Annotated in this window: 27 protein-coding genes; 16 read left to right on the plus strand and 11 right to left on the minus strand. The window is 67.1% G+C overall.

Translation table 11 applies throughout. The features are described 5' to 3' along the window. Positions 1–3 precede the first annotated feature (3 nt). The 7 genes from ACSQ19_RS00105 to ACSQ19_RS00135 form a co-directional block, all read right to left on the minus strand. A complete protein-coding gene (locus ACSQ19_RS00105) occupies positions 4–546 on the minus strand; it encodes an NADPH-dependent FMN reductase (protein ID WP_435999117.1) in 543 nt (180 codons plus the stop codon). 30 nt (positions 547–576) lie between these two features. Next, on the minus strand, positions 577–2838 hold the full coding sequence (locus ACSQ19_RS00110; RefSeq protein ID WP_435999119.1) for a thiamine pyrophosphate-dependent enzyme: 2262 nt from the start codon (positions 2836–2838) through the stop codon (positions 577–579). A gap of 13 nt (positions 2839–2851) precedes the next feature. After that, positions 2852–3502, minus strand: coding sequence for a glutathione S-transferase family protein (locus ACSQ19_RS00115; RefSeq protein WP_435999121.1), 651 nt, complete (start codon positions 3500–3502; stop codon positions 2852–2854). Further along, entirely contained in the window at positions 3492–3980 is a 489-nt protein-coding gene (locus ACSQ19_RS00120; protein ID WP_435999123.1) for a hypothetical protein, read from the minus strand. The genes ACSQ19_RS00115 and ACSQ19_RS00120 overlap by 11 nt, the downstream gene beginning before the upstream one ends. Beyond that, positions 3977–4528 (minus strand): GNAT family N-acetyltransferase, encoded by a 552-nt coding sequence (locus ACSQ19_RS00125; RefSeq protein ID WP_435999125.1) that lies wholly within the window; start codon positions 4526–4528, stop codon positions 3977–3979. Before ACSQ19_RS00125 ends, ACSQ19_RS00120 begins: the two co-directional genes overlap by 4 nt. A 91-nt stretch (positions 4529–4619) precedes the next feature. Continuing rightward, positions 4620–5783 (minus strand): acyl-CoA dehydrogenase family protein, encoded by a 1164-nt coding sequence (locus tag ACSQ19_RS00130; protein WP_435999127.1) that lies wholly within the window; start codon positions 5781–5783, stop codon positions 4620–4622. Between the two features lie 148 nt (positions 5784–5931). Then, positions 5932–6747 carry a glycine zipper 2TM domain-containing protein gene (locus tag ACSQ19_RS00135; RefSeq protein WP_435999129.1) on the minus strand — a complete coding sequence of 272 codons (816 nt, stop codon included), beginning with the start codon at positions 6745–6747 and terminating at the stop codon, positions 5932–5934. 170 nt (positions 6748–6917) lie between these two features. Here ACSQ19_RS00135 and ACSQ19_RS00140 point away from each other — a divergent pair, with 170 nt between their 5' ends. Next, a complete protein-coding gene (locus ACSQ19_RS00140) occupies positions 6918–7136 on the plus strand; it encodes a DUF6116 family protein (protein ID WP_296282438.1) in 219 nt (72 codons plus the stop codon). A 3-nt stretch (positions 7137–7139) separates the two neighbouring features. Then, entirely contained in the window at positions 7140–7907 is a 768-nt protein-coding gene (locus ACSQ19_RS00145; RefSeq protein WP_435999131.1) for a TatD family hydrolase, read from the plus strand. Here ACSQ19_RS00145 and ACSQ19_RS00150 read toward each other — a convergent pair. Beyond that, complete coding sequence (locus ACSQ19_RS00150; RefSeq protein WP_435999134.1) at positions 7888–8703, minus strand: tRNA threonylcarbamoyladenosine dehydratase; 816 nt, start codon at positions 8701–8703, stop codon at positions 7888–7890. The two genes, ACSQ19_RS00145 and ACSQ19_RS00150, sit on opposite strands and share 20 nt — an antisense overlap. A gap of 76 nt (positions 8704–8779) precedes the next feature. Here ACSQ19_RS00150 and ACSQ19_RS00155 point away from each other — a divergent pair, with 76 nt between their 5' ends. Together ACSQ19_RS00155 and ACSQ19_RS00160 are read left to right on the plus strand one after the other, a co-directional pair. Continuing rightward, positions 8780–9220 carry a cytochrome c gene (locus ACSQ19_RS00155; protein WP_296282443.1) on the plus strand — a complete coding sequence of 147 codons (441 nt, stop codon included), beginning with the start codon at positions 8780–8782 and terminating at the stop codon, positions 9218–9220. 141 nt (positions 9221–9361) lie between these two features. Continuing rightward, positions 9362–9838 (plus strand): glycine zipper 2TM domain-containing protein, encoded by a 477-nt coding sequence (locus ACSQ19_RS00160; RefSeq protein ID WP_435999136.1) that lies wholly within the window; start codon positions 9362–9364, stop codon positions 9836–9838. A gap of 95 nt (positions 9839–9933) precedes the next feature. Here ACSQ19_RS00160 and ACSQ19_RS00165 read toward each other — a convergent pair whose 3' ends face one another. Then, entirely contained in the window at positions 9934–10143 is a 210-nt protein-coding gene (locus tag ACSQ19_RS00165) for a cold-shock protein (protein ID WP_055944114.1), read from the minus strand. A 229-nt stretch (positions 10144–10372) separates the two neighbouring features. Between ACSQ19_RS00165 and ACSQ19_RS00170 the strand changes: the two genes are divergently transcribed. The 4 genes from ACSQ19_RS00170 to ACSQ19_RS00185 all read left to right on the plus strand — a co-directional run bounded on the left by ACSQ19_RS00170 (position 10373) and on the right by ACSQ19_RS00185 (position 13690). Continuing rightward, positions 10373–10858, plus strand: a complete 486-nt coding sequence (locus ACSQ19_RS00170; protein ID WP_435999139.1) for a DUF456 domain-containing protein — start codon at positions 10373–10375, stop codon at positions 10856–10858. 75 nt (positions 10859–10933) lie between these two features. Further along, the gene (locus ACSQ19_RS00175) at positions 10934–12118 is read left to right on the plus strand and encodes a phospholipase A (protein WP_436001040.1); all 1185 of its coding nucleotides are present in this window, start codon (positions 10934–10936) and stop codon (positions 12116–12118) included. Next, a complete protein-coding gene (gene arsC, locus ACSQ19_RS00180; RefSeq protein WP_299343185.1) occupies positions 12118–12537 on the plus strand; it encodes an arsenate reductase (glutaredoxin) in 420 nt (139 codons plus the stop codon). Before ACSQ19_RS00175 ends, arsC begins: the two co-directional genes overlap by 1 nt. Positions 12538–12580: 43 nt before the next feature. Continuing rightward, positions 12581–13690: a sterol desaturase family protein gene (locus ACSQ19_RS00185; protein WP_435999141.1), complete on the plus strand. Its 1110-nt coding sequence runs from the start codon at positions 12581–12583 to the stop codon at positions 13688–13690. A 116-nt stretch (positions 13691–13806) separates the two neighbouring features. Here the strand turns inward: ACSQ19_RS00185 and ACSQ19_RS00190 are convergent, their stop codons facing one another. Together ACSQ19_RS00190 and ACSQ19_RS00195 are read right to left on the minus strand one after the other, a co-directional pair. Continuing rightward, positions 13807–14442, minus strand: a complete 636-nt coding sequence (locus ACSQ19_RS00190) for a glutathione S-transferase family protein (RefSeq protein ID WP_435999143.1) — start codon at positions 14440–14442, stop codon at positions 13807–13809. 148 nt (positions 14443–14590) lie between these two features. Further along, positions 14591–16108 carry a fumarate hydratase gene (locus tag ACSQ19_RS00195; protein ID WP_299343179.1) on the minus strand — a complete coding sequence of 506 codons (1518 nt, stop codon included), beginning with the start codon at positions 16106–16108 and terminating at the stop codon, positions 14591–14593. A 114-nt stretch (positions 16109–16222) separates the two neighbouring features. Here ACSQ19_RS00195 and ACSQ19_RS00200 point away from each other — a divergent pair, with 114 nt between their 5' ends. The 8 genes from ACSQ19_RS00200 (at position 16223) to ACSQ19_RS00235 (ending at position 26737) form a co-directional block, all read left to right on the plus strand. After that, positions 16223–17110 carry an RNA polymerase sigma-70 factor gene (locus ACSQ19_RS00200; RefSeq protein WP_435999146.1) on the plus strand — a complete coding sequence of 296 codons (888 nt, stop codon included), beginning with the start codon at positions 16223–16225 and terminating at the stop codon, positions 17108–17110. Between the two features lie 43 nt (positions 17111–17153). Continuing rightward, positions 17154–17594 (plus strand): carboxymuconolactone decarboxylase family protein, encoded by a 441-nt coding sequence (locus tag ACSQ19_RS00205; protein WP_436001042.1) that lies wholly within the window; start codon positions 17154–17156, stop codon positions 17592–17594. A 46-nt stretch (positions 17595–17640) separates the two neighbouring features. Further along, on the plus strand, positions 17641–18285 hold the full coding sequence (locus ACSQ19_RS00210) for a trimeric intracellular cation channel family protein (protein WP_435999148.1): 645 nt from the start codon (positions 17641–17643) through the stop codon (positions 18283–18285). A 105-nt stretch (positions 18286–18390) separates the two neighbouring features. Then, positions 18391–19476 carry a sensor histidine kinase gene (locus ACSQ19_RS00215; protein ID WP_299343175.1) on the plus strand — a complete coding sequence of 362 codons (1086 nt, stop codon included), beginning with the start codon at positions 18391–18393 and terminating at the stop codon, positions 19474–19476. 2 nt (positions 19477–19478) lie between these two features. Then, positions 19479–20327 (plus strand): LytR/AlgR family response regulator transcription factor, encoded by an 849-nt coding sequence (locus tag ACSQ19_RS00220; RefSeq protein ID WP_435999150.1) that lies wholly within the window; start codon positions 19479–19481, stop codon positions 20325–20327. Between the two features lie 242 nt (positions 20328–20569). Next, positions 20570–23668, plus strand: coding sequence for an efflux RND transporter permease subunit (locus tag ACSQ19_RS00225; RefSeq protein ID WP_435999152.1), 3099 nt, complete (start codon positions 20570–20572; stop codon positions 23666–23668). Between the two features lie 19 nt (positions 23669–23687). Then, entirely contained in the window at positions 23688–24785 is a 1098-nt protein-coding gene (locus ACSQ19_RS00230; protein ID WP_435999154.1) for an efflux RND transporter periplasmic adaptor subunit, read from the plus strand. Between the two features lie 77 nt (positions 24786–24862). Beyond that, complete coding sequence (locus ACSQ19_RS00235; protein WP_435999156.1) at positions 24863–26737, plus strand: ABC transporter ATP-binding protein; 1875 nt, start codon at positions 24863–24865, stop codon at positions 26735–26737. Positions 26738–26756: the final 19 nt, after the last annotated feature.

Below are 26756 nucleotides of genomic sequence, written 5' to 3' on the forward strand. Positions count from 1 at the left end.
GGTTCAGGCCACCCAAGCCTCGAAACGATCCAGGAACAGCTGCAGGCGCTTGCGCAGGCGCTCGTCGGCGATATCGCCCGTCGCATCGATCTGGCCTTCGCGATACTGGATGGCGATCTCGGGCTGCGGCAGCACCGCCACGTCGACCGCCGCCAGCACGTTGCGCAGGTGTTGCTGGGCCGACACCGTGCCATGCGCGCCCGGTGAGGTACCGATGATCGCCGCGCGCTTGCCGCCGAAGGAATTGCTGCCGCCGGGACGACTGCCCACGTCGATGGCGTTCTTAAGCACGCCAGGAATCGAGCGGTTGTACTCCGGCGTGATGAACAGCAGCGCATCGCAGGCTTCCACCTGCTGCTTGAACTGCCGGCCCGTCGCGGGGAAATCCGCATCGTCGTCCTGGTCGTACAACGGCAGCTCGCCGATGCCGATCTCCTCGAACGCGAAGCGATCACCGGCCAGCCGCTGTACCGCATGCGCGAGCTGCCGGTTGTAGGAGCCGGAGCGCAGGCTGCCGATGATGAGACCGATGCGGGACGTGGGCATGTGCGTTTCTCGATCAGGTTGTGGCCGCCATCATGCCAGCCGGTCGGCCGCCGCGACGATATCGTCATCGCCCGGGAGTACCAGGAAGGCTGCGCCGGCCAATGGGATGTACGTATCCGCGCCGACCACGCGCTGGAAGGGACGCGCGCTATAGCCGGCCTCGGCGATCGCGGTGATGACCCCCTCGCCCACGCCCGCCGCATGGCGGCCTTCGTCGACGATCAGGATCCGCTTCGCCGTCTTCGCCTGCGCCGCGATGAACGCGGCATTGAGCGGGACCAGCCAGCGCAGGTCGACCACACGCACCTTCCAGCCATGCTTGGCCTCGATGGCACGCGCGGCACGCAGGCTCATCGGTACGCCGTTGCCATAGGTGAAGATCACCAGATCGTCCGCGCCTTCACCGTATACGCGTCCCTCGCCCAGTGTCATCGCCTCGTCCTGCGGCGGATACGGGAACAGCCACTGCCCGTCGCCGGTCTCGTACAGGTCCTTGGTCATGTACAGCGCGATCGGCTCGAGGAACAGGGTGACGCGCCCGTCCACCTTCGCCAGCGCCGCCAGCGTGCGCAGCATGGTGGCCGCATCATCGCCACGCGAAGGGCACCCGACGACCAGCCCCGGGATGTCGCGCAGGGCCGTGATCGAATTGTCGTTGTGGAAATGTCCACCGAATCCCCGCTGGTACCCGAGGCCGGCGACGCGCACGACCATCGGGTTGCGGTACTGGTCGTTGCTGAAGAACTGCAGGCTGGCCGCCTCGCCGCGGATCTGGTCGCAGGCGTTGTGGAAGTACGCCAGGTACTGGATTTCCGGCAGCGGCAGCATGCCCATGTTGGCGTAACCCTGGGCCATGCCGAGGATCATCGTCTCGTCGAGCAGCGTATTGAACACGCGGCTGCCCTTGAACGCCTTTTGCAGGCCCTTGGTGACGGTATACACGCCGCCCTTCTGCGCCACGTCCTCGCCGAACAGCAGCGTCTCCGGATACTTGCAGAACAGGTCGTGCAACGCGTTGTTGATCTGGATGGCGAGATGCCGGGGCGGCGACTTCTCGGGCAGCCTGTCCTCGCTACCGAAGGCCGCGACGCGCCGTTCGTGCGGGGCTTCGCGCACGGCCTCCGCCGCCACCGCGCCGGGCGTATAGGGCGCGAGTGGCGCCATCACGTGATCGAGCGTGGTGATGCGCGGACGGCGGTCGGCATCTTCGGCGGCAGCGAAGCAACGCTTGCGCATCGCTTCGTATGTCGCGAGCAGAGCGTCCTTGGTGTACAGGCCCGACGCCAGCGCGATCGCGGCACTGCGCAGCAGCGGATCGGTCGCCTCGACGGCGCACAGTTCCTCCAGCGGACGCCATTCGATTTCGAAGTCGGTGCCGGCGTGGCCCATGATGCGGGTGGTGCGCAGGTGCAGGAAGGTCGGGCGGCGGGTGTGACGGCAATGCTCGACCGCCGCCTGCACTTGGCCATAGCCGCTCGCCAAGTCCAGGCCGTCGGCGTGGAAATAGTCCAGGTCCTTGCGGTCGCGGAAATTGCGGCCGATCCAGCCGTCCGGTGTCTTCACCGAAATGCCGATCCCGTTGTCCTCGCAGACGAAGAGCACCGGGGCGGGAAGTTTCTGGTATGCGGTCCATGCGGCGGCATTGAACGCGGTCTGTGCGGTGGCATGGTTCGAGGACGCATCGCCAAACGAACAGATCGCAATGCTGTCGTCGGGAATCGGCAGCGCATGGCCGATGCGGCGCGCCTGTTCGATCGCCACGGCGGTGCCCAGTGCCTTGGGCAGGTGCGAGGCGATCGTCGAGGTCTGCGGCAGCACCCACAACGGCTTGCTGCCCCACACCTTGTGGCGGCCGCCGGACGCGGGGTCTTCCGCACTGGCGGCAAAGCTCAGCGCTGAGTCCATCACGGGATCCATGCCGGGCAGCTTGCGGAAGCGTTCGGCCATGAAACCGCCGCTGCGGTAGTGCAGGAAGGCGGGATCGGTATGCCGCGTCAGCCGCGCCACCATCGCGTTGCCTTCGTGGCCGGAGCTGCCGATGGTGTAGAAGACCTTGTTCTGCACGCGCAGCACGCGCGCCATCAGGTCCAGATGGCGACTCACGAGCTGGGATTCGAGCAGCTCCACGAAGCCAGTCGCATCCAGCGCACTGCCTGGCAGCACGGGCTCGCCGTGGGCCGGCACGCTGCGCACCTGGCCGTCCCATTCCCTGACGAACTCGATGAAATTCTGGTCGCAGATCTCGGCCCGGTTCAGGCCCTTCATGCGTGCGGGAATTGCTTTGGCAGTCATGTGCTCGCTCGGATCAGGAGGACGCCAGGCGCGCGGCGACATCGTCGCTCACGCCGGGCATGGGAACGAAACCCGGCTGCGCGCGTACGCGGGCCAGCCAGTCGGTGATATGCGGGTATGCGGCGAGGTCGAAGCCGCCTTCATCGGCGCAATGGGTATAAGCAAACAGCGCGATGTCGGCCACGCCGTAGTCGTCACCGGTGAACCACGCCGCGCCTTGCAGGTGCTTTTCCATCACGACCAGCGCCTGGGCGCCGCGTTCCTGCAGACGAGGCAAGTCGTCACGACGCGGCGAATCCACGGGCGTCCATCCGCGGATGAAGCGCGCCACCGCGATGTAGGGCTCGTGGCTGTATTGTTCGAAGAACAGCCAGCTCAATGCCTGCGCACGCTGCCAGGTATCGGCCGGCAGGTAGGGACTGCCGTCTGCCAGCCAGCAGAGGATGGCGTTCGACTCCACCAGGATCGCGCCGTCCGCGCGCTCCAGCATCGGCACCTTGCCGTTCGGGTTTTTCGCCAGGTAGTCCGGTGTGCGGGTGCCGCCATTGGCGCTGTCGACCTCGACCCACGCGTAAGGCCGTGCGAGCTGTTCGAGCAACAGGCGCACCTTGTGGCAGTTGCCCGAGGTGGACATGCCATGGACGGTGACGGGATCAGGCGACATGCGGGTGCTCCGGCGATACGGGAATGCGGGCGGCCTTGGCGAGATCCTTCTCCCGACCGAACGCGAGCAGGATGCGGCGTTGCTCATCCAACGTCGGCACACGCACTTCATGGCCGGCGACGTCAAGGCGTAGATCGTCGTGCACCTGCACGGGCCGCCATCCCGTGGCCGTCATCAGTTCCAGTCCACCCATGACTTCCACCGGCATCGGCAGGTGCACGAAGCGGGCGAACGCGGAACGGAAACGGGTTTCGTCTGCAGGGCGGTAGGCCGCATCGACGTGATCGATCCAGGCCTCCCGCAATTGCAGCGCATCGCGACGGCTGCAGAGTACGTCGATGTCCTGCGGTGCGACATTCGGAATATCCGCCAGCACCATCGCGGCACTGCCGATGATCCACCAGGGATCGCGGAACGTCCGCATCAGCTCGGGCAAGGCATCGTGCAGGCCTGCGTACAGCGCGGACGTCGACGTCACGGTTGGGCGACTCTGCGTTCCTGCCACTGCGCGCGCGTCTGGCCCCAGACTTCGACCGGTTTCTCGTGGTGCGGTTCGGGAAGGCGATCCATCCGCAGGTAGGTCGAACCAAGTTTCGCGGCGACCGACTTGGAGTTGGCGTTCTCCGGATCGATGGTATGGATCACCTCTTCCCAGCCCAGGTGTTCGAACGCCCAGTCGATACTGGCCGTCGCTGCTTCCGGCGCGTAACCGCGGCCCCAAGACTCACGGGCGATGCTCCAGCCTACTTCGGTGCCCGGCCAGCCTTCTGGCTGCCACGGCCCTACCCGGCCGATCCAGCGGCCGGTCGCTTTCTCGATCACCGAGAACATCCCGAAACCCTGCAGATGCCAACTGCCCAGCGTGGCGGCGAGGCTGCGCCATGCCGGCGAACGGGCCTGCGTGCCGCCGATGTAACGCATGGTCTCTTCATCGGTGGCGAACGCGGCCCACGCTTCGTAGTCCTCCCGCCGCGGCAAGCGCAGCAGCAGGCGGGGCGTGTCGAGTTGGAGTTCGGAAAGGTCCATCGGTGCCACGTCATCCCAGAACGGAAGGCCATCCCACGCGCTGAACACCCGGTCCGCGCACGCCGTCGGACGTGCGCGTTGCGGGACCCGCTCAGAACGCGTTGATGCCCGTCAGCTCGCGGCCGATCACCAGCTGGTGCACGGTTTCCGTGCCCTCGTAGGTGATGACCGATTCCAGGTTCAGCGCGTGGCGGATGGCGGCGTGCTCGGTGGTGATGCCGGCGCCGCCCAGCAGGTCGCGGCATTCGCGGGCGATGTCGATGGCCATGCGGCAGTTGTTCCACTTCGCCAGCGACACCTGAGAAGGCGCCATGGTGCCGGCATCCTTCAGGCGACCCAGTTGCAGCGACAGCAACTGCGCCAGGGTGATCCGGCGGGCCATCTCTGCCATCTTGATCTGTGCACTCTGGGTGGCCGCCACCGGGCGGTCGAACAGGATGCGTTCCTTGGTGTAGGCCAGCACTTCGTCGAGGCAGGCGATGGCGGCACCGATCGGGCCCCAGGTGATGCCGTAGCGCGCCTGGGTCAGGCAGCCCAGCGGGCCCTTCAGGCCTTTGACGTTGGGCAGGCGGCTGCTGTCGGGCACGCGCACGTTGTCGAAGAACAGCGCGCTGGTCACCGATGCGCGCAGGCTCATCTTGTGCTTGATCTCCTGCGCGGTGAACCCGGCCATGCCCTTCTCGAGCAGGAAGCCCTGGATCCCGTCGTCGGTCTGCGCCCAGAGGATCGCGATGTCGGCCAGGTTGCCGTTGGTGATCCACATCTTCGAGCCATTGATGACCCAATCGTCGCCATCGCGGCGCGCGTGGGTCTTCATGTTGGCCGGGTCGGAGCCGCCGTGGGGCTCGGTCAGGCCGAAGCACCCGATCACCTTGCCGGCCGCCATGTCCGGCAGCCAGCGCTCACGCTGTTCTTCGCTGCCGTAGGCGTAGATGGGATACATGCACAGCGAGGACTGCACGCTGACGAAGCTGCGGATACCGCTGTCGCCGCGCTCGAGTTCCTGGCAGATCAGGCCGTAGCTGACCGCGTTGAGGCCGGCGCAACCGTACTTTTCCGGCAGCGAGGAACCCAGCAGGCCGAGCTCGGCGATCTCCGGCACCAGTTCCTTCGGAAACCGGCCCTGGTCGAAGGCATCGCCGATGATCGGGCGCACGCGCTCGTCGGTGAAGCGGGCGACGGCGTCCTGGACGGCGCGCTCCTCTTCGCTCAGCAGGGAACGGACATCGAACAGGTCGTACGGGTTCAGGGCCATCGCGCTTCAACCGGCATATGAGGTATCCGGTGATTGTATGCGTTGGCCATCGGGGGCGGTAAGCGCCAGTCCGCACAGCAAAGGCCGGCGAAATGCCGGCCTTTGCGGGGTGCCACGTTGAAATGCAGGCCCGGTCCGGGCCGGATCGTCAGCCCTTGTCCGGGGCATCCACGCTGGCCGTCTGGGTCACCACCTGGCCGTCGATCACCGGCAGGCGATCGCCCGGCTTCTGGTCCAGGCGGATCGTCTTGTCCTGACCATCGAAACGGTAGGTGACGTCGTAGCCGATCACCTTGTCGGTGGTGCCGAGCGCAATACGGTTGCCCGGCTTGCTGTCCATGCGCATGGTGCCGGTGGAGCCATCAGGATTGCGGTACGTCACGTTGTAACCCGTCACCCGCGACGACTCCGACGTCGCGTTCTCGGTGTGGCACTGGCGCTCGGTGCGATTCACGACCCGGCCACCCACGTGGCGCTTGTCCACCTGGTTGCCGATCGCACCGCCCGCGACGGCACCCACGACGGTGGCCGCCTTCTTGCCGTTGCCGCCGCCTACTTGGTTGCCCAGCAGGCCACCGATCACCGCACCGGCCACCGTACCCCCCGCGTTGCCATCGCGTTCGGGCAGGCGCTCCTGCACGACCACGTCTTCGCACACCTCGCGCGGCGAACTGGTCGTGGAGGTCTCGCGCACCGCCTCGGTGCCGATCACCGTCGCATACAGCTTCTCGGAACTGGTGACCGGCTCCGACTTCACCACGGTGGCGTACTGCAACGTGCCCGTGGGGATCTGGTTGTCGATCATGGCCGCGTCATCCGTGACCAGCGTGCCATCGGCCGACGTCACCAGGCCGTCCTGGCCGGTCGGGCTCTTGTCGCCGCCCTTGAGGAATGCCGCCGTGGCGACACCGCCCACCAGCAATGCGCCGACGGCAACCAGAATCGTTGTGGTATTGCTCTTCATCGCTGCCTCCAAGTCGGGCTGCCCCGATTCACATTGGCCATCATTGCACCACTGGGAACCTGAACAAAGTACCGGTGAAGGCCCACGAAAACGAACGAAAAATGAACGCTTCCGCGACGTTCGGATCATGCTAGCGTGGCGTCCGTTGCACTCCGGAACGAGTCTCCTCCATGCCGAACCCGCTACTGCTGCCGTTGCTCGACTGGGCCCGCAAGCTGCGCTATCCGACCTTGTTCAAGATCACGGCTGCGCTCTTCGTCGTCACGCTGTTCCTGCCCGATCCCTTCCCGTTCGTGGACGAAATCCTCTTCGGCCTGGGCACCCTGTTGCTGGCGAACTGGAAACGGCGCAAGGAACCACCGCCCGCCATCGAGCCCACCCAGCGCTGACAGATGCTGGTCGACAGCCACAGCCATTTCGACGCGCCCGAGTTCGATGGCGATCGCGCCGCGGCGCTCGCGCGTGCGCGCAGCGCCGGGGTGACGCGCCAGATCGTTCCGGCGGTTGCCGCGTCGACCTGGCCGGGACTTCGTGACGTCTGCCTGCAGGACTCCGGTCTGTTCCCCGCCTATGGCTTGCATCCGATGTACCTCGCCGAGCATCGCCCGGAGCATCTAGACGCACTGTGGCAGTGGATCCAGCGCGAGCATCCGGTGGCGGTCGGCGAGTGCGGGCTGGACTTCTTCGTGGACGGTCTGGATGCCGACGCACAGCAGCAGTATTTCGATGGCCAACTGCGGGTGGCGCGCGAATTCGGCCTGCCGGTGATCGTGCATGCACGACGCGCGGTGGACGCCGTGATCGCAGCGATCAGGCGCGTGGGTGGACTGACCGGCGTCGTCCACAGCTTCTCCGGCAGCCCGGAGCAGGCGCGCCAGTTGTGGCGGATGGGTTTCCTGATCGGCCTGGGCGGACCCGTCACTTACGAGCGTGCGAACCGCCTGCGCGCACTGGCACGCACGATGCCGCTCGACTACCTGCTGCTGGAGACCGATGCGCCGGACCAGCCGGACGCCGGCATCCGCGGGCAACGCAACGAGCCCGAACGCCTGTCCGTAGTGCGCGACGTGATTGCCAGCCTGCGCGACATAGCGCCGGAGGACGTCGCTGCCGCGACCACGCGCAACGCCGAGCGCCTTTTCAAGCTGCCGGTGGCCTGACCGCCGTCTTCGCGGGCTTGGCCAGCAGTTCGAGCGCCTTGCCCACCATCGCGAACGCAAACGCACCGGTGATATGGGTGGCGGCCCCCAGCCCCACACCGCAATCCAGTTTCAGCGCCGCATCCGCCCCCAGCTGCGGGCGCAGGCCGCAGACGCTGCCGTCGGCCTGCGGATACTTGACGTTTTCGAGCGAGTACACGGCCTGCACCCCGAAGTAGCGGTCGCTGTTCTTGGGGAAATTGAACTCCGCGCGCAACTTCTTGCGCACCAGCGCCAGCAGCGCGTCGTGTTCGGTACGCGAAAGATCACGCAGGCGGATCTGGGTGGGATCGGTGCGACCGCCGGCGGAGCCGGACACCACGATCGGCAGCTTGCGGCGGCGGCACCAGGCGATCATTTCCACCTTGACCCGGAAACTGTCGCACGCATCGAGCACCAGGTCGAAGCCGCGATCCAGCAGCTCGCCCATGTTGCCGGACGTGAGGAACTGCGGCACGGCATCGATATCGATCAGGGGGTTGATCGCGCGGCACCGCTCGGCCATCGCCTCGGCCTTGTTGCGCCCGTAGTGCCCTTCGAGGGCCGGCAATTGGCGGTTGGTGTTGGATACGCAGATGTCGTCGGCATCAATCAATGTGAGATGACCCACACCGGAGCGCGCCAGTGCCTCCACCACCCACGAGCCCACGCCGCCCATGCCCACCACGGCGACGCGCGCCTGCGCATGGCGTTCTACGGTTCCCACGCCATAGAGGCGGTCGATGCCGGCGAACCGGTCCCGGAGTTCTTTCTTCATGGCGCCAGTGTAAGCCGTGGCGCAAACCGTGATGGCCGTCGTACCATCGCGGCGTCATCCACAAGGAGCCCGCCGCATGGCCAGCCAACCCGACACCAAGAAGCCCTCCGCCGCGTCGCGCTACCTCTTCCTCTTCCTGATCGGCCTGGTGGTGGGTGCTGTCTGTACGGTCATGGCGATGCGCGCGTTGCAGGCGCGGCAGGATCCATTCCCCCACAGCGTGATGCACGTGATGGCCAGGCACTCGGCGCAATTGGCCGACACGGTGAAGCAGAACCGCTGCGCGGCCACCGACACCATCCCGCACGTACGCACACTGCGAGCGATGGCGAACGATCTGGACATGGCATTCCCAGGGATCGCGGACGACCAGCGGTTCAAAGCGCATACCAGCCAGTTCCGCGCGGACCTGGACGCGGCCCTGAGCGCGCCGCCCACCGACTGCGCGGCCGCAGGCGCCCTGGTCGAGAAGGTAGGGGCGGACTGCAAGGCATGCCATCAGGATTTCCGGGGATGACGATAGCCGCGGCATGAATCGCACCTGACATCCGGGCCGCGCAAGCGGCTCGATTGTCATGATGTTCACGCGGTCATGTGGAGCATGCGCCCCGACGGGACACGATCATCCTGACGGTCCTACCATCTACAGGAGGCATCCATGAACCTGCGTCTTCTCGCCATCGGCATGACGACGGCCATCGCCCTCGCCGGCTGTGCAAGCACGTCCCCGGGCTACGGCAGCAGCGGCTACGGCGGTGGCTACAACAATGCGCCGGCCAACCGCTACTGCGCGGACTGCGGCATCGTCGAACGCATCGACGTGGTGTCGTCCGGCCGCAGCGCTCCGTCCGCGACCGGCGCCGTGCTGGGCGGCATCGTCGGTGCGGTCGCCGGCCGCCAGATCTCGGACCGCACGGGCGGCAGCGAAGGCAACAAGAATGTCTCCACGGTTGCAGGCGCGGTGGCAGGTGCCGCCGCCGGCAATGCGATCCAGAACCGCACCACCGGTGACACCTACAACATCACGGTGCGCATGGACGATGGACGCCGCGTGACGATCAGCCAGCGCGACCTCGGCGGGGTCCGGGAGAACACCTACGTCCGCATCCAGAACGGTCGCGTGGTCATCCGCTGATCGCCCGCGCCACACCGCAGCAAAGAAAAAGCCCGGCATCCGCCGGGCTTTTTCCTGTGGAGCCCGCGCCTTCGCGCGGTCCTGCATTCTCCAGTTCAGACCGGCTGGACGGCATCCGCCTGGAGGCCCTTCTGGCCCTGCACGACGGTGAAGCTGACCTTCTGGCCTTCCTTCAGGCTCTTGAAGCCCTGGGTCTGGATGGCACGGAAATGCACGAACACGTCCTCACCATTCTCGCGGCTGATGAAGCCGAAGCCCTTGGCATCGTTGAACCATTTGACGGTTCCGGTTTCACGATCAGACATCTACTTGCTCCTTGAAACGGGTGGTGGATACGCCTGCTGGGCGGCTGGTTGCAAGGAGGAAGCGAGGTACAAGGATGCAGCGGATCATGGATCTACCCCATCAGGCCACGATTCACGGTGACCTTGGCAACGGCAGCGGCCGCACAGTAACCCGGCATTTGGCAAAATGCAAACACGTGAGCCGAAAAGTCAACCCCCAGACAACCCTTTGATTCCTCAGGAGATTTGATTGGACATCCAGATGCTTTATTACGCCTTGGCGGTGGTACTGATCCTGGTGGGCGTGGCCGGGGTGATCCTGCCTGCCCTGCCCGGCCTGCCGCTGGTGTTCGCGGGCATGCTGCTGGCCGCCTGGGCGGGTGACTTCCAGCAGATCGGCTGGGTGACGCTGGTGGTGCTGGGACTGCTAACAGCGCTCTCGTTCGCGGCCGACATTTTCTCCACCGCGGTCGGCGCGCAGCGTGTCGGCGCCAGCCGCAAGGCGCTCTGGGGCACGGTGATCGGCACCTTCGCCGGCCTGTTCTTCATGCCCATCGGCCTGCTGGCCGGCCCGTTCATCGGTGCGCTGCTCGGCGAGCTCTGGCATGGGCGCGAGTTGCGGCAGGCGACGAAGGTCGGGCTGGGGACCTGGCTGGGCATCGTGCTGGGCGTTGTCCTGAAGCTGGGGCTGACCTTCGCGATGCTGGGCCTGTACGTCTTCGCCTGGATCTTCTAGGCCATGTCGACGCGCCTTCGCGCCCATGGCTGGCAGAATACCGCTCCCCACCCGCCTTCCCTGATCGAGCCCCGCATGACGCACCGCGCCCGACTCCTGCCGCTCGCCATCGGCGTTTCCCTCTCGTTCGCTGCCCAGGCGCAGGACGCACCGGCCGTTCCCTCCGCCGAGGCCTGCTTCCTGCTCGAGAACGATGCCGCCCGCCTGGCCTGTTACGACCAGGCGCTGGGCAGGAGTGCCCGCGACACGCGGACCGCGGACGAACAGGCGCGCGCTGCGAAGGAAGCGGAGGCGCAGGCACGCGACCAGGCGCGTGCGTCGGCCCGCGCCGAGGCCGAGGCGGCCAAAGCGGCGGACCTGCCCATGGGCGAGCGCGCCCGGCGGCGCATGGGCGCCTGGTTCCGGGTCGACGACGAGGCGGACGCCGACCTGATCGCCAACGCCGGCCGCGGTTCGCTGCTCGACAGCCGCTGGGAGCTGGCCAAGGATTCGAAGCTGGGTGTCTTCCAGTTGCGCGCCTACAAGCCCATGTACCTGCTGCCAGCGTTCTGGACCAGCCAGGTCAACGAGACGCCCTCCTCGCCCAATCCCGACAACACGGTCACCGAGCCGCAGGCACTGCAGGACATCGAAGCGAAGTTCCAGCTGAGCTTCAAGACCAAGTTCGCCGAGAACCTGTTCGGCGACAACGGCGACATCTGGGGTGCATACACCCAGAGCTCGCGCTGGCAGGTCTATAACGGCGAGGAATCACGCCCGTTCCGCGAAACCAATTACGAACCCGAAGTGATGCTGGTGTTCCGCAACAACTACAGCCTGGCGGGCTGGAAGGGGCGGATGGCGGGCATCGGCATCAACCACCAGTCCAACGGCCGCAGCGATCCGCTGTCGCGCAGCTGGAACCGCGTCATCGCCACCATCGGCCTGGATCGCGAGAACTGGGCTTTCGTCGTGCGTCCGTGGTATCGCGTCCCGGACGGCAACGACGACGAGAACCCGGATATCGAGGACTACATCGGCCGCGGCGATGCGATGCTCACCTACGCGCGCGACGGCCATGTATTCACCGTACTGGGCCGGCACTCGCTGCGTGGCGGCGATCAGTCGCACGGCGCCCTGCAGCTGGACTACGGCTTCCCGATCAATCGCGCGTTCCGCGCCCACGTGCAGTTGTTCCATGGCTACGGCGAAAGCCTGATCGACTACAACCACAAGGCCACCTACGTCGGCCTGGGCATCTCGTTGCTGGACTGGTACTGATGGACGACGTGACGATCTACCACAACCCCGCGTGCGGCACCTCGCGGAACACGCTGGGACTGATCCGCAATGCGGGTATCGAGCCGCAGGTCATCGAATACCTGAAGACGCCGCCCGATCGCGCCACGCTGGTGTCGCTGATCGCGGCGATGGGCACGCCCGTGCGCGAGGTTGTCCGGACCAAGGAAGCGCTTTACCCGGAACTCGGCCTTGCCGATGCCGACGACGCGGCGCTCATCGACGCCATGCTGGACCATCCGGTGCTGATCAACCGTCCGATCGTGGTGACGACCCTCGGCACCCGGCTTTGCCGGCCCTCCGAACGGGTCCTGGATATCCTGCCGCAGGCGCAGCGTGGCGCTTTCAGCAAGGAAGATGGCGAGCCGGTCGTCGACGAGGCCGGAAACCGCCTCGCCTGACGTAAGATCCTGCGCAGGAATCGCACCGCCTGCCAGGATGCTCATGACACGCCCTCGCCGTTCGTTCTTCGCCTACGCTTCGGCCATGCTCGGGCTGCTGAGCCTGATGGCCGTCGCCTGTTTCCATTTCCCCGAACTGCTGACGAGCAGGGAATTCCGGGCCGCCTACAACGAGCAGTTCGCTCGCCACCTGCTGCTGGTCGGGTTGGCGGCCGCCTTCGCCATGGGCACCTGGGCCATCCTTCGCGACCGCAACAAGCGCATCGCGCTCATCGGTGTCGGTGGTGCCACGCTGGCGGTGCTGCTGGGCGGCACCAACGTGCAGTTCGACGCCATCGGCAAGACACCGTACTCGCTGGGCCTGGACTGGTTCGTGATCTCGCTTTTCTTCTCGGCGCTGGTGTTCGTGCCGCTGGAACACTACCTCGGCAAGCGCCGGATCTCGCCGCTGCGTCCCGGCTGGCGCACCGACGTGACGTACTTTTTCATGAGCCACATGCTGGTCCAGTTCATCCTGATCCTGGTGACGGCCTCCACCTCGACCATCGCCGGCCTGGCCGCGTTCCCCGCCTTGGAGGACGCCATCCAGTCGCTGCCGGTCTGGGCGCAGTTCCTGATCGCCGTGTTCGTCGCCGACCTCGCGCAAGCGCTGCTGCACCGCGCGTACCACAACATTCCGTGGCTCTGGCGCTTCCATGCCGTGCACCATTCCAGCCGCGAGATGGATTGGCTGGCCGGCTCGCGCACCCATATCGTCGAGATCGTGCTGACCCGCAGCGCGGTGCTGTTGCCGCTGCTGGTCCTCGGCTTCTCGACCCCGGCCGTGAATGCCTACGTGATCCTGGTAGGCCTGCAGGCCGTGCTGGCGCACGCCAACCTGGGCATCCGCTTCGGCTGGCTCGAGTACCTGCTGGTGCTGCCGCGCTACCACCACTGGCACCACGCACGGCACAAGGACTACCTGGACGTGAACTACGCCATCCACCTGCCGCTGGTGGACATGCTGATGGGCACGTTCAAGCTGCCGCCGAAGCAGGAAGACTGGCCCGACGAATACGGCGTGATGAAGCTGGAGACGGTGCCTCGCGGCATCATGCGCCAGCATCTGATGCCGTTCCAGGGCGGGAAGAAGTTCGAAGAGTACGTGGACTGAGCCAACGCGATGATCGCTGTGGGAGCGACGTAAGTCGCGAGCTTTTTTCCATCGGCCCGCATGGATTCAATCCCGGAGCTTCGCGACTTACGTCGCTCCCACAAGACGCCGTTTCGCTAGGTCCAGTCCGTCAATCCTTCGCGCGCATAGACTTCCCTGAAACTCGGCAGCGCCTTCATGCGCTGTGCGTAGATCTGCAGCGCCGGCCAGGCATCGGTGGGCTTGGGCATGTTGCGCGACCAGCGCATCAGCATCGTCAGCAGGAAGTCGGCCGCGGTGCGCTGCGTGCCCAGCAGGTAAGGCCCATGCGCTTCGAGATGCTCTGCGACGTGTCCCCACGCCTTTTCCAGCTTCGCCCGTGCGTGCTGCCGGGTGGCCTCGACATTGGCTTCGCCGGCGATCTCGTCGGAGTAGAACCACGCGCGGTATGCGGGCATCAGCGTGTTGGCGCAAAACAGCATCCAGCGGTAGTACTGCGCTCGCTGCGTGCTCGCCACTGCCGGCGCCAGCTCGGCACGCGGATGCGTATCGGCGAGATGCATCAGGATCGCGGCCGTCTCGGTGATCACCTGCCCGTCCATCACCAGCGTGGGCACAACACCGGCGGGGTTGAGCTTCAGGTATTCGTCGGATTTCTGGTCGCGCTTGTCGAAGTCCAGCTCGTGCAGCTCATGCGGGACGCCCAGCTCGATCAGCAGCCAGTGGACGACGAGGCTGGCGGTGCTGCGGGAGTAGTAGAGCTTTGTCGACATAGATGGGCCTCTGCGATTTGAGCCCCTCTCCCCATGGGAGAGGGGTTGGAGTGAGGAGCGCCAACCGTCAGCATGATTCAAGCAATCAGACTTCGCTCGCCCCTCATCCGCCTTCGGCACCTTCTCCCGCAGGGAGAAGGGAACAGCGTCAGGCCACCACCACCGGAATCTTCCCGATCCGCGCCTGCCACTCCTTCGGGCCGGTCTGGTGCACCGAGGTGCCTTGCGAGTCGACCGCGACGGTCACGGGCATGTCCTGCACGGTGAACTCGTAGATCGCTTCCATGCCCAGGTCGGCGAAACCGACGACCTTCGCCGCCTTGATCGCCTTGGAGACGAGGTACGCCGCGCCGCCGACCGCCATCAGGTAGGCCGACTGGTGCTTCTTGATGGCCTCGATCGCCGCCGGGCCGCGCTCGGCCTTGCCGACCATGCCCAGCAGGCCGGTCTGCGCCAGCACCTGTTCGGTGAACTTGTCCATGCGGGTGGCGGTGGTCGGGCCCGCCGGGCCGACGACTTCATCGCGCACGGGATCGACCGGCCCCACGTAGTAGATGAAGCGGCCCTTCAGATCGACCGGCAGCGCCTCGCCCTTGTTGAGCATGTCGACCATCCGCTTGTGCGCGGCATCGCGCCCGGTCAGCAACTTGCCGTTGAGCAGCAGGACTTCGCCCGGCTTCCAGTTGGCGACGTCTTCGCGGGTCAGCGTGTCGAGGTCCACGCGACGACCCTTCGATGCGTCGTAGGTCAGCTCCGGCCAGTCTTCCAGCGAGGGCGGATCCAGCATCACCGGGCCGCTACCGTCGAGGGTGAAGTGCGCATGGCGGGTGGCGGCGCAGTTCGGGATCATCGCCACCGGCAGGTTCGCCGCGTGGGTCGGGTAATCCTTGACCTTGATGTCGAGCACCGTGGTCAGGCCGCCCAGCCCCTGCGCGCCGATGCCGAGCGCGTTGACCTTCTCGTACAGCTCCAGGCGCAGTTCCTCGGCGCGATTGGACGCGCCGCGGGCCTGCAGGTCGGTGATGTCGATCGGCTCCATCAGCGATTCCTTCGCCAGCAGCATCGCCTTCTCGGCGGTGCCGCCGATGCCGATGCCGAGCATGCCCGGCGGGCACCAGCCGGCGCCCATCGTCGGCACGGTCTTCAGCACCCAGTCGACGATGGAATCGGACGGGTTGAGCATCGCGAACTTCGACTTCGCTTCGGAACCACCGCCCTTCGCGGCGACGATCACGTCGACGGTGTTGCCCGGCACGACCTTGACGTTGACCACGCCCGGCGTGTTGTCCTTCGTGTTGGTGCGCTTGCCGGCCGGGTCGGCCAGCACGCTGGCGCGCAGCTTGTTGTCGGGGTGGTTGTAGGCGCGGCGCACGCCCTCGTGGACCATGTCCTCCACGCCCATCGTGGCGTCGTCCCAGCGCACGTCCATGCCGATCTCGAGGAACACGGTGACGATGCCGGTATCTTGGCAGATCGGCCGATGGCCTTCGGCGCACATGCGCGAATTGATCAGGATCTGCGCGATGGCGTCCTTCGCGGCAGGCGATTCCTCGCGGTCATAGGCCGACGCGAGGCTCTTGATGTAGTCGACCGGGTGGTAGTAGCTGATGTACTGCAGGCCGTCGGCGATGGACTGAATGAGGTCTTCTTGCTTGATCGAGGTCATGGGACGTGAAGCCGGGGGCTGCCGGTGGGGTAGCGGGCGGAAGCGCCCATTTTAGGCCAAAGTGACTCCGTGCCCGGCTGTCACGCCACGTCGCCCTGCCCCGTCTTTGGTCGCATGAACGCCGAAAACACCTTCGAAACCCACCGCTCCCGTCTTTTCGGGCTCTCCTACCGGCTGCTGGGCAGCCGCAGCGACGCCGAGGATGTCGTCCAGGACACCTGGCTGCGCTGGCAGCAGACCGACAAGACCGGCATCCGCGACCCGGAGGCCTGGCTGGTCACCGCCGCCACCCGGCTGGGCATCGACCGCCTGCGCGCGGCGCGCGTGCAGCGCGAGCACTACACCGGTCCGTGGCTGCCCGCGCCCTCGGACATCGACGAGGCCCCCGGCCCGGAGCGCACCGCCGAAGTCTCGGAACAGGTCTCGCTAGCCTTCCTGGCCGTGCTGGAACGGCTGGGCCCGGAAGAGCGCGCCGCCTTCCTGCTGAAGGAAGCCTTCGACTACGACTACGCGCAGATCGCGCCCCTGCTCGGCCAGAGCGAAGCCAATTGCCGGCAGATGGTCCATCGCGCGCGCGAACGCGTGCAGGCCGGCCGTCCGCGCTTCGAAGTGCCGCCGGAGAACCACCGACGCCTGCTGGAGCGCTTCATGGACGCCGCGCGCCGCGGCGACCAGCCTGCGATCGCGGCCCTGCTTCGCGAGGACGCGCAATTGGTTTCCGATGGCGGCGGCAAGGGACAGGCGGTCATCCGTCCGTTGCTGGGCGCGATCCGGATCGCGCGCCTGTTCTGGGCCGCGTATCGCCGCCAGGACCCGGCCATCGCCTGGTGCATGGGCACGGCCAACGGCGAACCGGCGATCCTGCGCTACCGCGATGGCGTGCTGATCGCGGTGATGGTGGCGGTGAGCGACGGCGAGCGCATCAGCGAGCTCTTCACCATCGCCAATCCCGACAAGTTGGGTACGGCTGTCACGGCGAAGGACGGTGGCGCGTCCTGGTAGTGAAGGTGGCCGGTGTGGCCGCCATTGAGGCACTGCCATGAACATGAAATTCCATCGCGTCGACTATCCCAAGCATGTCCCCGAGGCCTTCCGCGGCCTCTACGCCACCAGCACGGCCGTCCACAACGGCGTGCTGGGAAAGGAGTTCCTCGAACTCATCTTCCTGCGCGTCTCGCAGATCAACGGCTGCGCCTACTGCATGGACATGCACAGCAGCGCACTGGTCAAGGCCGGGGTGGAGTCGCGCAAGCTGCACACGCTGGCCGGCTGGCGGGACAGCCGCTTCTTCGATGCCCGCGAAGGCGCGGCACTGGCCTGGGCGGAGCAGCTGACTACGTTGCCCTCCGGCGCACCGGCCGACAGCACCTATGAGGCGCTGAAGGCGCATTTCGACGAACACGGCATCGCCGAGCTGACCATGGCGGTGGCCATGATCAACGCCTGGAATCGCCTGGGCGTGGGGATGCAGCCGATCCTGGCCTGACGGAACAAGGCTCGCAGGCCCGCCACGCCGGCGGCACAATGCCGGCATGGATACCCTCTTCCCCATCCTCGACCTGATCGGCACGTTCGTGTTCGCGCTCAGCGGTGCCACGCTGGGCGTGCGCCGCCGCCTCGACATCTTCGGCGTCCTGGTGCTGTCGTTCATCGCGGCCACGGCTGGCGGCATCACCCGTGACCTGCTGATCGGCGCTACGCCACCGGCCGCGCTCAGCGATTGGCGCTATCCCGTGACGTCGCTGGCCGCTGGCATCGTGACGTTCTTCTGGGCGCCGCTGATCGAGAAGCTGCACCATCCGGTGCGTCTGTTCGATGCGATGGGGCTGGCGCTGTTCGCCGTGGCCGGCACGCAGAAGGCGCTGGAATACGGCATCTCGCCGCCGATGGCGGCCGCGATGGGCATGCTGACCGGCATTGGCGGTGGCATCGCGCGCGACGTGCTGCTGGCGCAGGTGCCGCTGGTGCTGCGGGCGGAGCTGTATGCGGTGGCCGCGCTGGCCGGCGCACTGGTGGTCGCGCTCGGTCACTGGCTGGCGCTGCCCGCGCTGCCCTGCGCCCTGGTCGGCGCAGGCCTCTGCTTCGGCCTGCGCATGATGGCGGTGACCTACGGCTGGCACCTGCCGGTGGCACTGCAATCGGGTGGCGATGGCGAGCCACCCGGCCCCTTGGGCTGATCCGGCGATCCTTGCGCCGAAGCGTGCGCGGCGGCCGATGAGCCGTGCGGCATGTCGCCGGGCATGGCATTAGCATGGCGGCACCTGCGTCTTCGCGAGCCCGCCATGGCCATTTCAACGGCCCACCCTCTAGATCTTCCCCGGCACCAGGCGTTCTGGAGCCTCCAGGCAGGCGGCTGGCTGGCGTACTTCGCGCTTGGTTCGCTGCAGGCAGTCGCCTACGGCAAGCCGGCAGGCTACTGGATCGTGCCGTTCACCGCCGCCTGTACCGGGTTCGTGGCCACGGCGGTCCTGCGCCAGCTGTTGCGCGCCTGCTGGCGGCTCAAACCCGCCCAACTGGCGGCCGCGATGGTCCTGCCGATGCTGGCAGCGTCCACGGTGATGAACCTGACCAGCCGCGCGGTGATGCTGCGCTTCTGCGAAGACTGCGCGCCCGCCAACCATCTGGAGTTCGTCGCGCATTCGCTCGGATACATCTATGTGGTGCTGGCCTGGGTGGGGCTGTACCTCGGCATCAAGTACTACCGCCAGTTCCAGGACGAAGCACGGCGCACGCTCGCCGCGCGCAGCATGGCGCACCAGGCCCAGCTGAAGATGCTGCGCTACCAGCTGAATCCGCACTTCCTGTTCAACACGCTCAACGCCATCTCCACCCTGATCCTGGACCGCGACAACGCCACTGCCAACCGCATGGTGCAGGGGCTTTCGTCGTTCCTGCGCCATTCGCTGGACAACGACCCGATGCAACGGGTGACGCTGCGGCAGGAACTGGATGCGCTGACGCTGTATCTGGACATCGAGAAGATCCGCTTCGCCGAACGCCTGCGCATCGAGACCGACATCGACGAGGACTGCTGGCGCGCGCTGCTCCCCAGCCTGCTGCTTCAGCCGTTGGTGGAGAACGCCATCAAGTACGCGGTCGCGCGCCAGGTTGCCGGCGGTCTGTTGCGGATCGAAGCCGAACACGATGCCGGCCAACTGGTGCTGCGGGTGATCGATGACGGCCCCGGCTGCAGCAGTCTTGAAGGCAACGCCCTGCCGCCGGGCAAGGGAGTGGGACTTCGCAACACGCGCGAACGCCTCAGCGTGCTGTACGGAGAGGCCGGCGGCTTTTCCGTGCGCAACCGCGAACGCGGCATCGAGGTGATCTTGCGCCTGCCGTTCGAAACCTCGCAGACCCTCGGTGACTGAGCATGGACAGCCACGCCCGCACGGAACCTGCCCCCCGCCTGCGCGCCGTGATCGTCGACGACGAACCGCTCGCGCGTCGCGGCCTTGAAATCCGCCTGAGCGCGCATCCCGACATCGAGATCGTAGGCCAGTACGGCGACGGCGCATCGGCCATCGCCGGCCTGCGCGAGCACCGCCCGGACCTGATGTTCCTCGATGTGCAGATGCCCGGCCTGGATGGTTTCCAGACACTGCGGGCGATCCCCGCCAGCGAGATGCCGCTGGTGGTGTTCGTGACCGCCTACGATCACTATGCGATCCGCGCGTTCGAGGCGTCGGCCACCGACTACCTGCTGAAACCGGTGGAAGATTCGCGGCTGGCCCAGGCGCTGGCGCGCGTGCGCCAGGCACGCGCCCAACGCGAAGCCAGCGGCCACTGCGCCCACCTGCTCGGCCTGCTGGGGGAACTGAGCGGCCGCCCGCCGCTGGACCTGGACGAGGCCCTGAAGCCGGACGCGCTCGACCTGCTGCGCCGCGAGGAGAAACTCGCCGTCCGCGATGGCGGCCGCACCGTGCGCGTGGACCTGCACAGCATCCGCTGGATCGATGCCGCCGGGGACTACATGTGCATCCATGTGGACGGCGACGAAGCGAACGGCACCACGCTGATCCTGCGCGCGACGATGCGCGAACTGGAGAAACAGCTGGACCCGCAGCGCTTCCCCCGCATCCACCGTTCCACCATCGTCAACGCTCGCCGCGTGGTGGAAATGCGCCCGCACACCAACGGCGAAAGCTTCCTGCGCCTGGACTGCGGCCAGGAACTGAAGCTGTCGCGCAGCCATCGCGACAAGCTGGCGGTATTGCTGTAGGCGTCGTCGGCTTCTTGTGGGAGCGACGTAAGTCGCGATGACGGACCTTGATACGGCCATCGCGACTTACGTCGCTCCCACCACAGAACCGCTCATCGCGCGTAACGCAGATTCTCAAGACTCGGTTCGTCGTCGCGCGTCCACCACTCGCCGCAATGCGGCTTGCCGCATGACTTCCGGGCCATAACGCCGCTCGTCACTGCGCGCATCGTGCGCACCGCCGACCACCACGCGGACGTACGATGAAACTCACCGATGCCTCACTGCGCAATCCCGCCGCCGTCGCCGTGGTGGTGGCGATGGTCTGCGCATTCGGCCTGTTGAGCCTGGGCAAGCTGCCGCTGCAGTTGTTCCCGGACATCGAGCGCCCGCAGATGTCGATCCAGACCGGTTGGCGCGCGGCCTCGCCGCAGGAAATGGAATCCGAGATCGTCGAGCCGATCGAAACCGTGATGCAGGGCCTGCCCGGACTGGAGGAGATGACCTCCAATGTCAACGCCGGCAACAGCTTCATCAACCTTACGTTCGCCGTGGGCAGCGACATGGACGCGATGCTGGTGGAAGTGCTCGCGCGGATGAATCGCCTGCAGCCACTGCCGCGCGATGCGACGCCCCCCGTGGTGCAGGCCGGCGCGGACAACGCCAACAACTCGCTGACCTACTTCTTCGTGCAGAAGCTGCCCGGCACGCGCGGCGACATCCTCGACTATCGCCAGCTCATCGAGGACCGGATCGTGCCGCGTCTGACGTCCGTCGATGGCGTGGCCGGCGTGGAGATCAATGGCGGTGCGGAGGAGGAGCTGACCATCACCCTGGACCTGTCGCGGGCCGCGGCACTGGGCATCCAGATTCCCGATGTGGCTGCCGTCGCTGCACGCGCCACCGATGTGTCCGGTGGCGTGGTGGAAGCCGGCCGCCGCGAGTACGTGCTGCGCTTCGCCGGACGCTATTCGCCCGAGGCGCTGGGCAACCTGATCCTCGCCTGGCGCGATGGCCGGCCGGTACGGCTGGCCGATGTCGCCACGGTGGAGGTCAAGCGCCCCGAGCAACGCTTCTTTGCCTACCAGAACGGCAATCCGGCGATCGGATTGCGCATCCTGCGCGAAAGCGGCGCCAACGTGCTCGACACGCTGGACGAGGTGAAGCGTGTCGTCGCCGACGTGCGCGAGCAGGAACTCAAGCCACTGGGCCTGGACATTGCGCAGAGCTTCGACGCGTCGGTCTTCATCAACCGCGCGCTCGGCCTGCTGTCGGGCAGCCTGACCGCCGGCGTGCTGCTCGCCGTGGGCTGCCTGTGGTGGTTCCTGCGCGATATACGCGCCACCGCGTTGATCGCGTGCGCGATTCCCATCTCGCTGCTCGCCACTTTCATCGTGCTGCAGCTCACCGGGCGCAGCCTCAACGTCATCTCGCTGGCTGGCCTCGCCTTCGCGGTGGGCATGGTGATGGACGCGGCGGTGGTCGTTGCGGAGAACATCGTGCGCCTGCGCGAGCAAGGCCTGTCGGCCACGCATGCGGCGCTGGAAGGCACGCGTCAGGTCGGTGGCGCATTGGTCGCGTCCACGCTGACGACGGTCGCGGTGTTCCTGCCGGTCATCTTCATGGACGACGTCGAAGGCCAGCTCTTCGCCGACCTGGCGCTGACCATTTCCATCGCGGTGGGCATCTCGCTGCTGATCGCCGTCACGGTGCTGCCCGCCGCGGCCGGCAGCTGGCTGCGCACGCGGCCTGGCGAGGAAAACCAGCATCGCTTCTGGTCGCGGCTCAGCGACTGGGCCCTGAAGACCACCGAAGGCCGGCCGCGCCAGCTCGCCTGGGTCGGCGGCCTGGTGCTCGCACCCGCCCTGCTTGCGGTAGTGCTGATGCCGCAGATCGACTACCTGCCGCCGGTGAAGCGCGCCGCGGTGGACGCCTTCTTCAACTTCCCGCCGGGCATGAGCCCCGAACGCGTGAACCGCGAGATCGCCCCCGCATTGCTGGAGCGCATGCGCCCGTACATGGAGGGCGAGAAGGGGCCGCAGCTCAGCAACTGGTACCTCAACCTGTGGCCGGGCGGCGGCACGCTGGGTGCGCGCGTGGTCGATCCGGACGACATCGGTGAACTCGAGCGCATCGTGCGCGACGAGATCGTGGTCGGCTTCCCCGATACGCGCGCGTTCGCCAGCGAAGGCGAGCTGTTCGGCAGCTTCGGGGGCTCGGCGCGCGCCATCGCCATCCACCTGCAGCACAGCGACGGCGATGCGCTGGCGCGTGCGGCGGAGGCAGGACGAAGAGCATTGTCCGAGCGTTTCACCGGTGCCAACGTGCAGGCCTGGCCCAATGCCGACGGCGGCACCCCGGAGCTGCGCGTCAATCCCGACGACCGGCGCCTGGCCGAAGTCGGCTGGCGGCGCCCGGAGCTGGGCACGGTGGTACGCACGCTGGGCGACGGCCAATGGCTGGGCGAGCATTTCGATGGCGACCGCCGCCTGGCGATCATCCTGCGCAGCAACGGCGAGGACGACATCGCGCGCCTGGGCGATGCCCCGCTGGCCACGCCGCAGGGCGGTGTGCTGAGCCTGGCCGACCTGGCGCAGGTGGACACGGTACTCGCGCCGAACCAGCTGCGCCGCATTGATCGCCGTCGCACGGTCACGCTCACGGTCGATCCTCCCGCGGCGATGTCGCTGGAAGAAGCGCTGGACATCGTCAACGAGGAGATCGTGCCGACCCTGCGCGACAGCCTGCCGCCGGATGCGGCCATCCGCATCTCCGGCAGCGCTGACCGGCTCGGCGAGGTGGTGCGCAGCATGGGCATCAACTTCGCGATGGCGCTGGTCGTGCTCTTCATGCTGATGGCCGCGATGTTCCGCTCGCTGCGCGACAGCGCCTTCGTCATGGCCACACTGCCGATGGCAGTGCTGGGTGGCGTCGCCGGCCTGCGCGTCCTCGACCTGGTCGCCGGCCAGACGCTGGATCTCCTCTCGATGATCGGCTTCATCATGCTGCTGGGCATGGTGATCAACAACGCCATCCTGCTGGTCGCCCAGACGCGTGAAGCGCAGGCCGACGGCGCATCGCTCGACGACGCGCTCAAGCAAGCGCTCGAACAACGCCTGCGCCCGATCCTGATCGCCGCGCTGACCGGCGTGCTCGGCGCGCTGCCGATGGCGATCAATCCAGGGCCCGGTGCGGTCATCTATCGCGGACTGGCCGCGGTGTCGGTCGGTGGCGTCGCGCTCAGCCTGCTGTTCACCGTGGTGCTCGTGCCTGCGCTGCTGCGCCTGGCCGGCGAACGCACGCCGCATCCGCGCGGCGACCAGGCCGAGGACGCGTTCGCGCTTCCCCGTGCCACTTCCTGACCCTGTCCTGGAGAATCCCATGCGTCCCCTGCCCAAACTGCTGCTCGCCTCCGCACTCGCGGGCGTCCTCGTCCTGCCATGGATGAAACGGGAGGCCGAAGCCAGCGCGCCACCCGATGAGGCATCGCCGCCCGCCATCGTCAGCGTCGCACCCGCCGTCAGCACGGCCTTTGCGCCGCACCAGTGGTCGCCGGGCAGTGTCATCAGTCGCCGCGATGCGCGTGTGGCAGGCGAACAGACGGGCCGTGTCGTCGACGTCGCGGAGGTCGGCCAGCGTGTTCGCCGCGGACAGGCGCTGGCCGTCCTCGACGACGCCGCGCTGCGCCTGCGCGAGCAGGAGAGCCAGGCAGATCTTGCGCGCATCCAGGCGCAACTCGCCTTGGCCACCCGGCAGGAACAGCGCTACGCGCAGCTGGCGGAACAACAGAACATCGCGCGTGCGCAGTACGAGCAGCTGCGCGCCGATCGCGACGTGCTGGCCCAGGAACGGGCACGCGTGCTGGCCCAACTCGCGCAGCTCCGCCATCAGCGGGCGCAGATGGTCGTCCGCGCGCCGTTCGACGGCATCGTCGTGGAGCGCCACACGCAACCTGGCGAATACCTGGTCACCGGCGCCTCGGTCGCGCGCCTGGTGGACACGGGCGCGCAGGAAGTCCGCGTCCGCGCACCGGTCGACCTGGCCCGCCATCTGTCGCCCGGTACCGAGGTACGCGTGCGCAACGCCGGCACAGAACGCGCCTATCCCGTCAGCGTGCTGGTGCCGGTGGGCGACGAAGCCTCGCGGCAGCTCGAACTGCGCATCGCGGTGGACGGCATGGACATTCCCATCGGCACCGCGGTGGACGTGGGCCTGCCCACCGCCCCGTCGCGCACGGTGATCGCGGTGCCGCGCGACGCGGTGATCCTGCGCCGCGAGGGCGACTTCGTCATGCGGGTGGATGCCGCCGGCAAGGCCGAACGCGTGCCGGTGACGACCGGTACGGAACTGGACGGCCTGGTCGAGGTCGGCGCCGGGATCAAGGCGGGCGATCGCCTGGTCGTGCGGGGCGGCGAACGTGTGGAAGCCGGCCAGATGCTGGACATCCGGTCGCCGGCACCGGCGCTGGCGAAACGCTGACACTGTGCGCCGCGGGGACGCCGGGACGACCGGCGGCCTTCACTGACGACGACCCCACGAACGGGCACAATCCGGGCATGCCGTCCGCCCCTACGCATGCCGCGCCCGCACGCAATCCCACGCCCAACCTGCGCGAGCGCTTCGATGCGATGCGCAACCTCGGCCCGTTCCTGCGCCAGATCTGGCAGACCAGCCGCACGCTGACGCTGGCGAGCCTGGGCCTGCGCCTGGTGCGCGCGTTCGTCCCCGTGGTGACGCTCTACATCGCCAAGATGATCATCGACGAAGCCATCCGGCTGGTCGGGCTGGGCCTGGACTTCGGATCGCTCGGCGAAGCGTGGCGCAGCGGGCAGCTGGACACGCTGGCCACGCTCCTGGCACTGGAGTTCGCGCTGGCGATCGGCTCCGACCTGCTCGGCCGCCTGGTCAGCTACGCCGACGCGCTGCTGTCGGAGCTGTTCACCAACGCGACCAGCGTGCGGCTCATGGCGCATGCGGCCACTCTCGACCTGGAGGACTTCGAAGACCCCGACCTGCAGGACAAGCTGGACCGTGCGCGCCGCCAGACCATGGGCCGCATGAACCTGATGAGCCAGTTGTTCGGCCAGGTACAGGATGCCATCACCGTGGTCGCCTTCGCTGCGGGCCTGCTGGTCTACGCGCCTTGGCTCATCGCCCTGCTCGCGATCGCGTTGATCCCGGCCTTCGTCGGCGAGGCGCACTTCAATGCGCTGGGCTATTCGCTGAACTTCCAGTGGACGCCCGAACGGCGCCAGCTGGAGTACCTGCGGCAGATGGGCGCGAGCGTGGAAACCGCGAAGGAGGTGAAGATCTTCAATCTCCACCGCTTCCTGATCGAACGCTACCGCACGCTCGCGGAGAAGTTCTTCCTCGCCAACCGCGCGCTCGCGCGCCGGCGTGCGCTGTGGGGCACGGTGCTCGCCGCGCTGGGCACGCTCGGGTATTACGTCGCGTATGCCTACATCGCCTGGCGCACGGTGCGCGGCGACTTCAGCATCGGCGACCTGACCTTCCTGGCCGGCAGTTTCCTGCGCCTGCGCCAGTTGCTGGAAGGGCTGCTGATCGGGTTCTCGCAGGTGGCCGGCCAGGCGCTGTACCTGGACGACCTGTTCTCCTTCTTCGAGATCGAGCCGGAGATCACGTCACCTGCAGATGCCGTGCCGGTCCCGCGTCCCATCACCCACGGCTTCGTCTTCGAGAACGTCGGCTTCCGCTATCCCGATGCCGAACGCTGGGCGGTGCGGCATCTCGACTTCGAACTGCACGCGGGCGAAGTGCTGGCCCTGGTCGGCGAGAACGGCGCCGGCAAGACCACGCTGGTGAAGCTGCTCGCGCGGCTGTACGACCCCGACGAAGGCCGCATCCTGCTCGATGGACGGGACCTGCGCGAGTACGACCTCGATGACCTGCGCGCCAACACCGGCGTGATCTTCCAGGATTTCGTGCGCTACCACCTGACCGCGGGCGAGAACATCGGCGTCGGCCGCATCGAGGCCATGCACGACGATGCGCGCGTGCGTGCCGCCGCTGCCCGCGCCATGGCCGACGAGGTGATCGAAAGCCTGCCGCGCGGCTACGACCAGCTGGTGGGCCGCCGCTTCAAGAACAGCGTGGACCTGTCGGGCGGGCAGTGGCAGAAGATCGCGATTGCGCGCGCCTACATGCGCGATGCGCAGGTGATGATCCTGGATGAACCGACCGCCGCACTCGATGCGCGTTCCGAATTCGAGGTCTTCCAACGCTTCAAGGAATTGTCGGACAATCGGACCGCGGTGCTGATCTCGCACCGCTTCTCCAGCGTCCGCATGGCCGACCGCATCCTGGTCCTCGACCAGGGGCGGCTGGAAGCCAGCGGCACGCACGCACAACTCATGGCCGCCGGCGGCCGCTACGCCGAACTGTTCGAGCTGCAGGCCGCCGGTTACCGCTGACTTCCCCCACAGGAGATAC

This window comes from Pseudoxanthomonas sp. LjRoot127, assembly GCF_964253495.1.
GTDB lineage: Bacteria > Pseudomonadota > Gammaproteobacteria > Xanthomonadales > Xanthomonadaceae > Pseudoxanthomonas_A.

Bases quoted from the DNA above. Each gene is read 5' to 3' on its own strand.
- ACSQ19_RS00220 (WP_435999150.1), top strand. From the start codon at position 19,479: ATGGACAGCCACGCCCGCACGGAACCTGCCCCCCGCCTGCGCGCCGTG.
- ACSQ19_RS00145 (WP_435999131.1), top strand. From the start codon at position 7,140: ATGCTGGTCGACAGCCACAGCCATTTCGACGCGCCCGAGTTCGATGGC.
- ACSQ19_RS00110 (WP_435999119.1), bottom strand. From the start codon at position 2,838: ATGACTGCCAAAGCAATTCCCGCACGCATGAAGGGCCTGAACCGGGCC.
- ACSQ19_RS00195 (WP_299343179.1), bottom strand. From the start codon at position 16,108: ATGACCTCGATCAAGCAAGAAGACCTCATTCAGTCCATCGCCGACGGC.
- arsC (WP_299343185.1), top strand. From the start codon at position 12,118: ATGGACGACGTGACGATCTACCACAACCCCGCGTGCGGCACCTCGCGG.
- ACSQ19_RS00140 (WP_296282438.1), top strand. From the start codon at position 6,918: ATGCCGAACCCGCTACTGCTGCCGTTGCTCGACTGGGCCCGCAAGCTG.
- ACSQ19_RS00105 (WP_435999117.1), bottom strand. From the start codon at position 546: ATGCCCACGTCCCGCATCGGTCTCATCATCGGCAGCCTGCGCTCCGGC.
- ACSQ19_RS00130 (WP_435999127.1), bottom strand. From the start codon at position 5,783: ATGGCCCTGAACCCGTACGACCTGTTCGATGTCCGTTCCCTGCTGAGC.
- ACSQ19_RS00165 (WP_055944114.1), bottom strand. From the start codon at position 10,143: ATGTCTGATCGTGAAACCGGAACCGTCAAATGGTTCAACGATGCCAAG.
- ACSQ19_RS00155 (WP_296282443.1), top strand. From the start codon at position 8,780: ATGGCCAGCCAACCCGACACCAAGAAGCCCTCCGCCGCGTCGCGCTAC.
- ACSQ19_RS00225 (WP_435999152.1), top strand. From the start codon at position 20,570: ATGAAACTCACCGATGCCTCACTGCGCAATCCCGCCGCCGTCGCCGTG.
- ACSQ19_RS00200 (WP_435999146.1), top strand. From the start codon at position 16,223: ATGAACGCCGAAAACACCTTCGAAACCCACCGCTCCCGTCTTTTCGGG.
- ACSQ19_RS00135 (WP_435999129.1), bottom strand. From the start codon at position 6,747: ATGAAGAGCAATACCACAACGATTCTGGTTGCCGTCGGCGCATTGCTG.
- ACSQ19_RS00175 (WP_436001040.1), top strand. From the start codon at position 10,934: ATGACGCACCGCGCCCGACTCCTGCCGCTCGCCATCGGCGTTTCCCTC.
- ACSQ19_RS00115 (WP_435999121.1), bottom strand. From the start codon at position 3,502: ATGTCGCCTGATCCCGTCACCGTCCATGGCATGTCCACCTCGGGCAAC.
- ACSQ19_RS00160 (WP_435999136.1), top strand. From the start codon at position 9,362: ATGAACCTGCGTCTTCTCGCCATCGGCATGACGACGGCCATCGCCCTC.
- ACSQ19_RS00190 (WP_435999143.1), bottom strand. From the start codon at position 14,442: ATGTCGACAAAGCTCTACTACTCCCGCAGCACCGCCAGCCTCGTCGTC.
- ACSQ19_RS00215 (WP_299343175.1), top strand. From the start codon at position 18,391: ATGGCCATTTCAACGGCCCACCCTCTAGATCTTCCCCGGCACCAGGCG.
- ACSQ19_RS00185 (WP_435999141.1), top strand. From the start codon at position 12,581: ATGACACGCCCTCGCCGTTCGTTCTTCGCCTACGCTTCGGCCATGCTC.
- ACSQ19_RS00205 (WP_436001042.1), top strand. From the start codon at position 17,154: ATGAAATTCCATCGCGTCGACTATCCCAAGCATGTCCCCGAGGCCTTC.
- ACSQ19_RS00230 (WP_435999154.1), top strand. From the start codon at position 23,688: ATGCGTCCCCTGCCCAAACTGCTGCTCGCCTCCGCACTCGCGGGCGTC.
- ACSQ19_RS00235 (WP_435999156.1), top strand. From the start codon at position 24,863: ATGCCGTCCGCCCCTACGCATGCCGCGCCCGCACGCAATCCCACGCCC.
- ACSQ19_RS00210 (WP_435999148.1), top strand. From the start codon at position 17,641: ATGGATACCCTCTTCCCCATCCTCGACCTGATCGGCACGTTCGTGTTC.
- ACSQ19_RS00125 (WP_435999125.1), bottom strand. From the start codon at position 4,528: ATGGACCTTTCCGAACTCCAACTCGACACGCCCCGCCTGCTGCTGCGC.
- ACSQ19_RS00150 (WP_435999134.1), bottom strand. From the start codon at position 8,703: ATGAAGAAAGAACTCCGGGACCGGTTCGCCGGCATCGACCGCCTCTAT.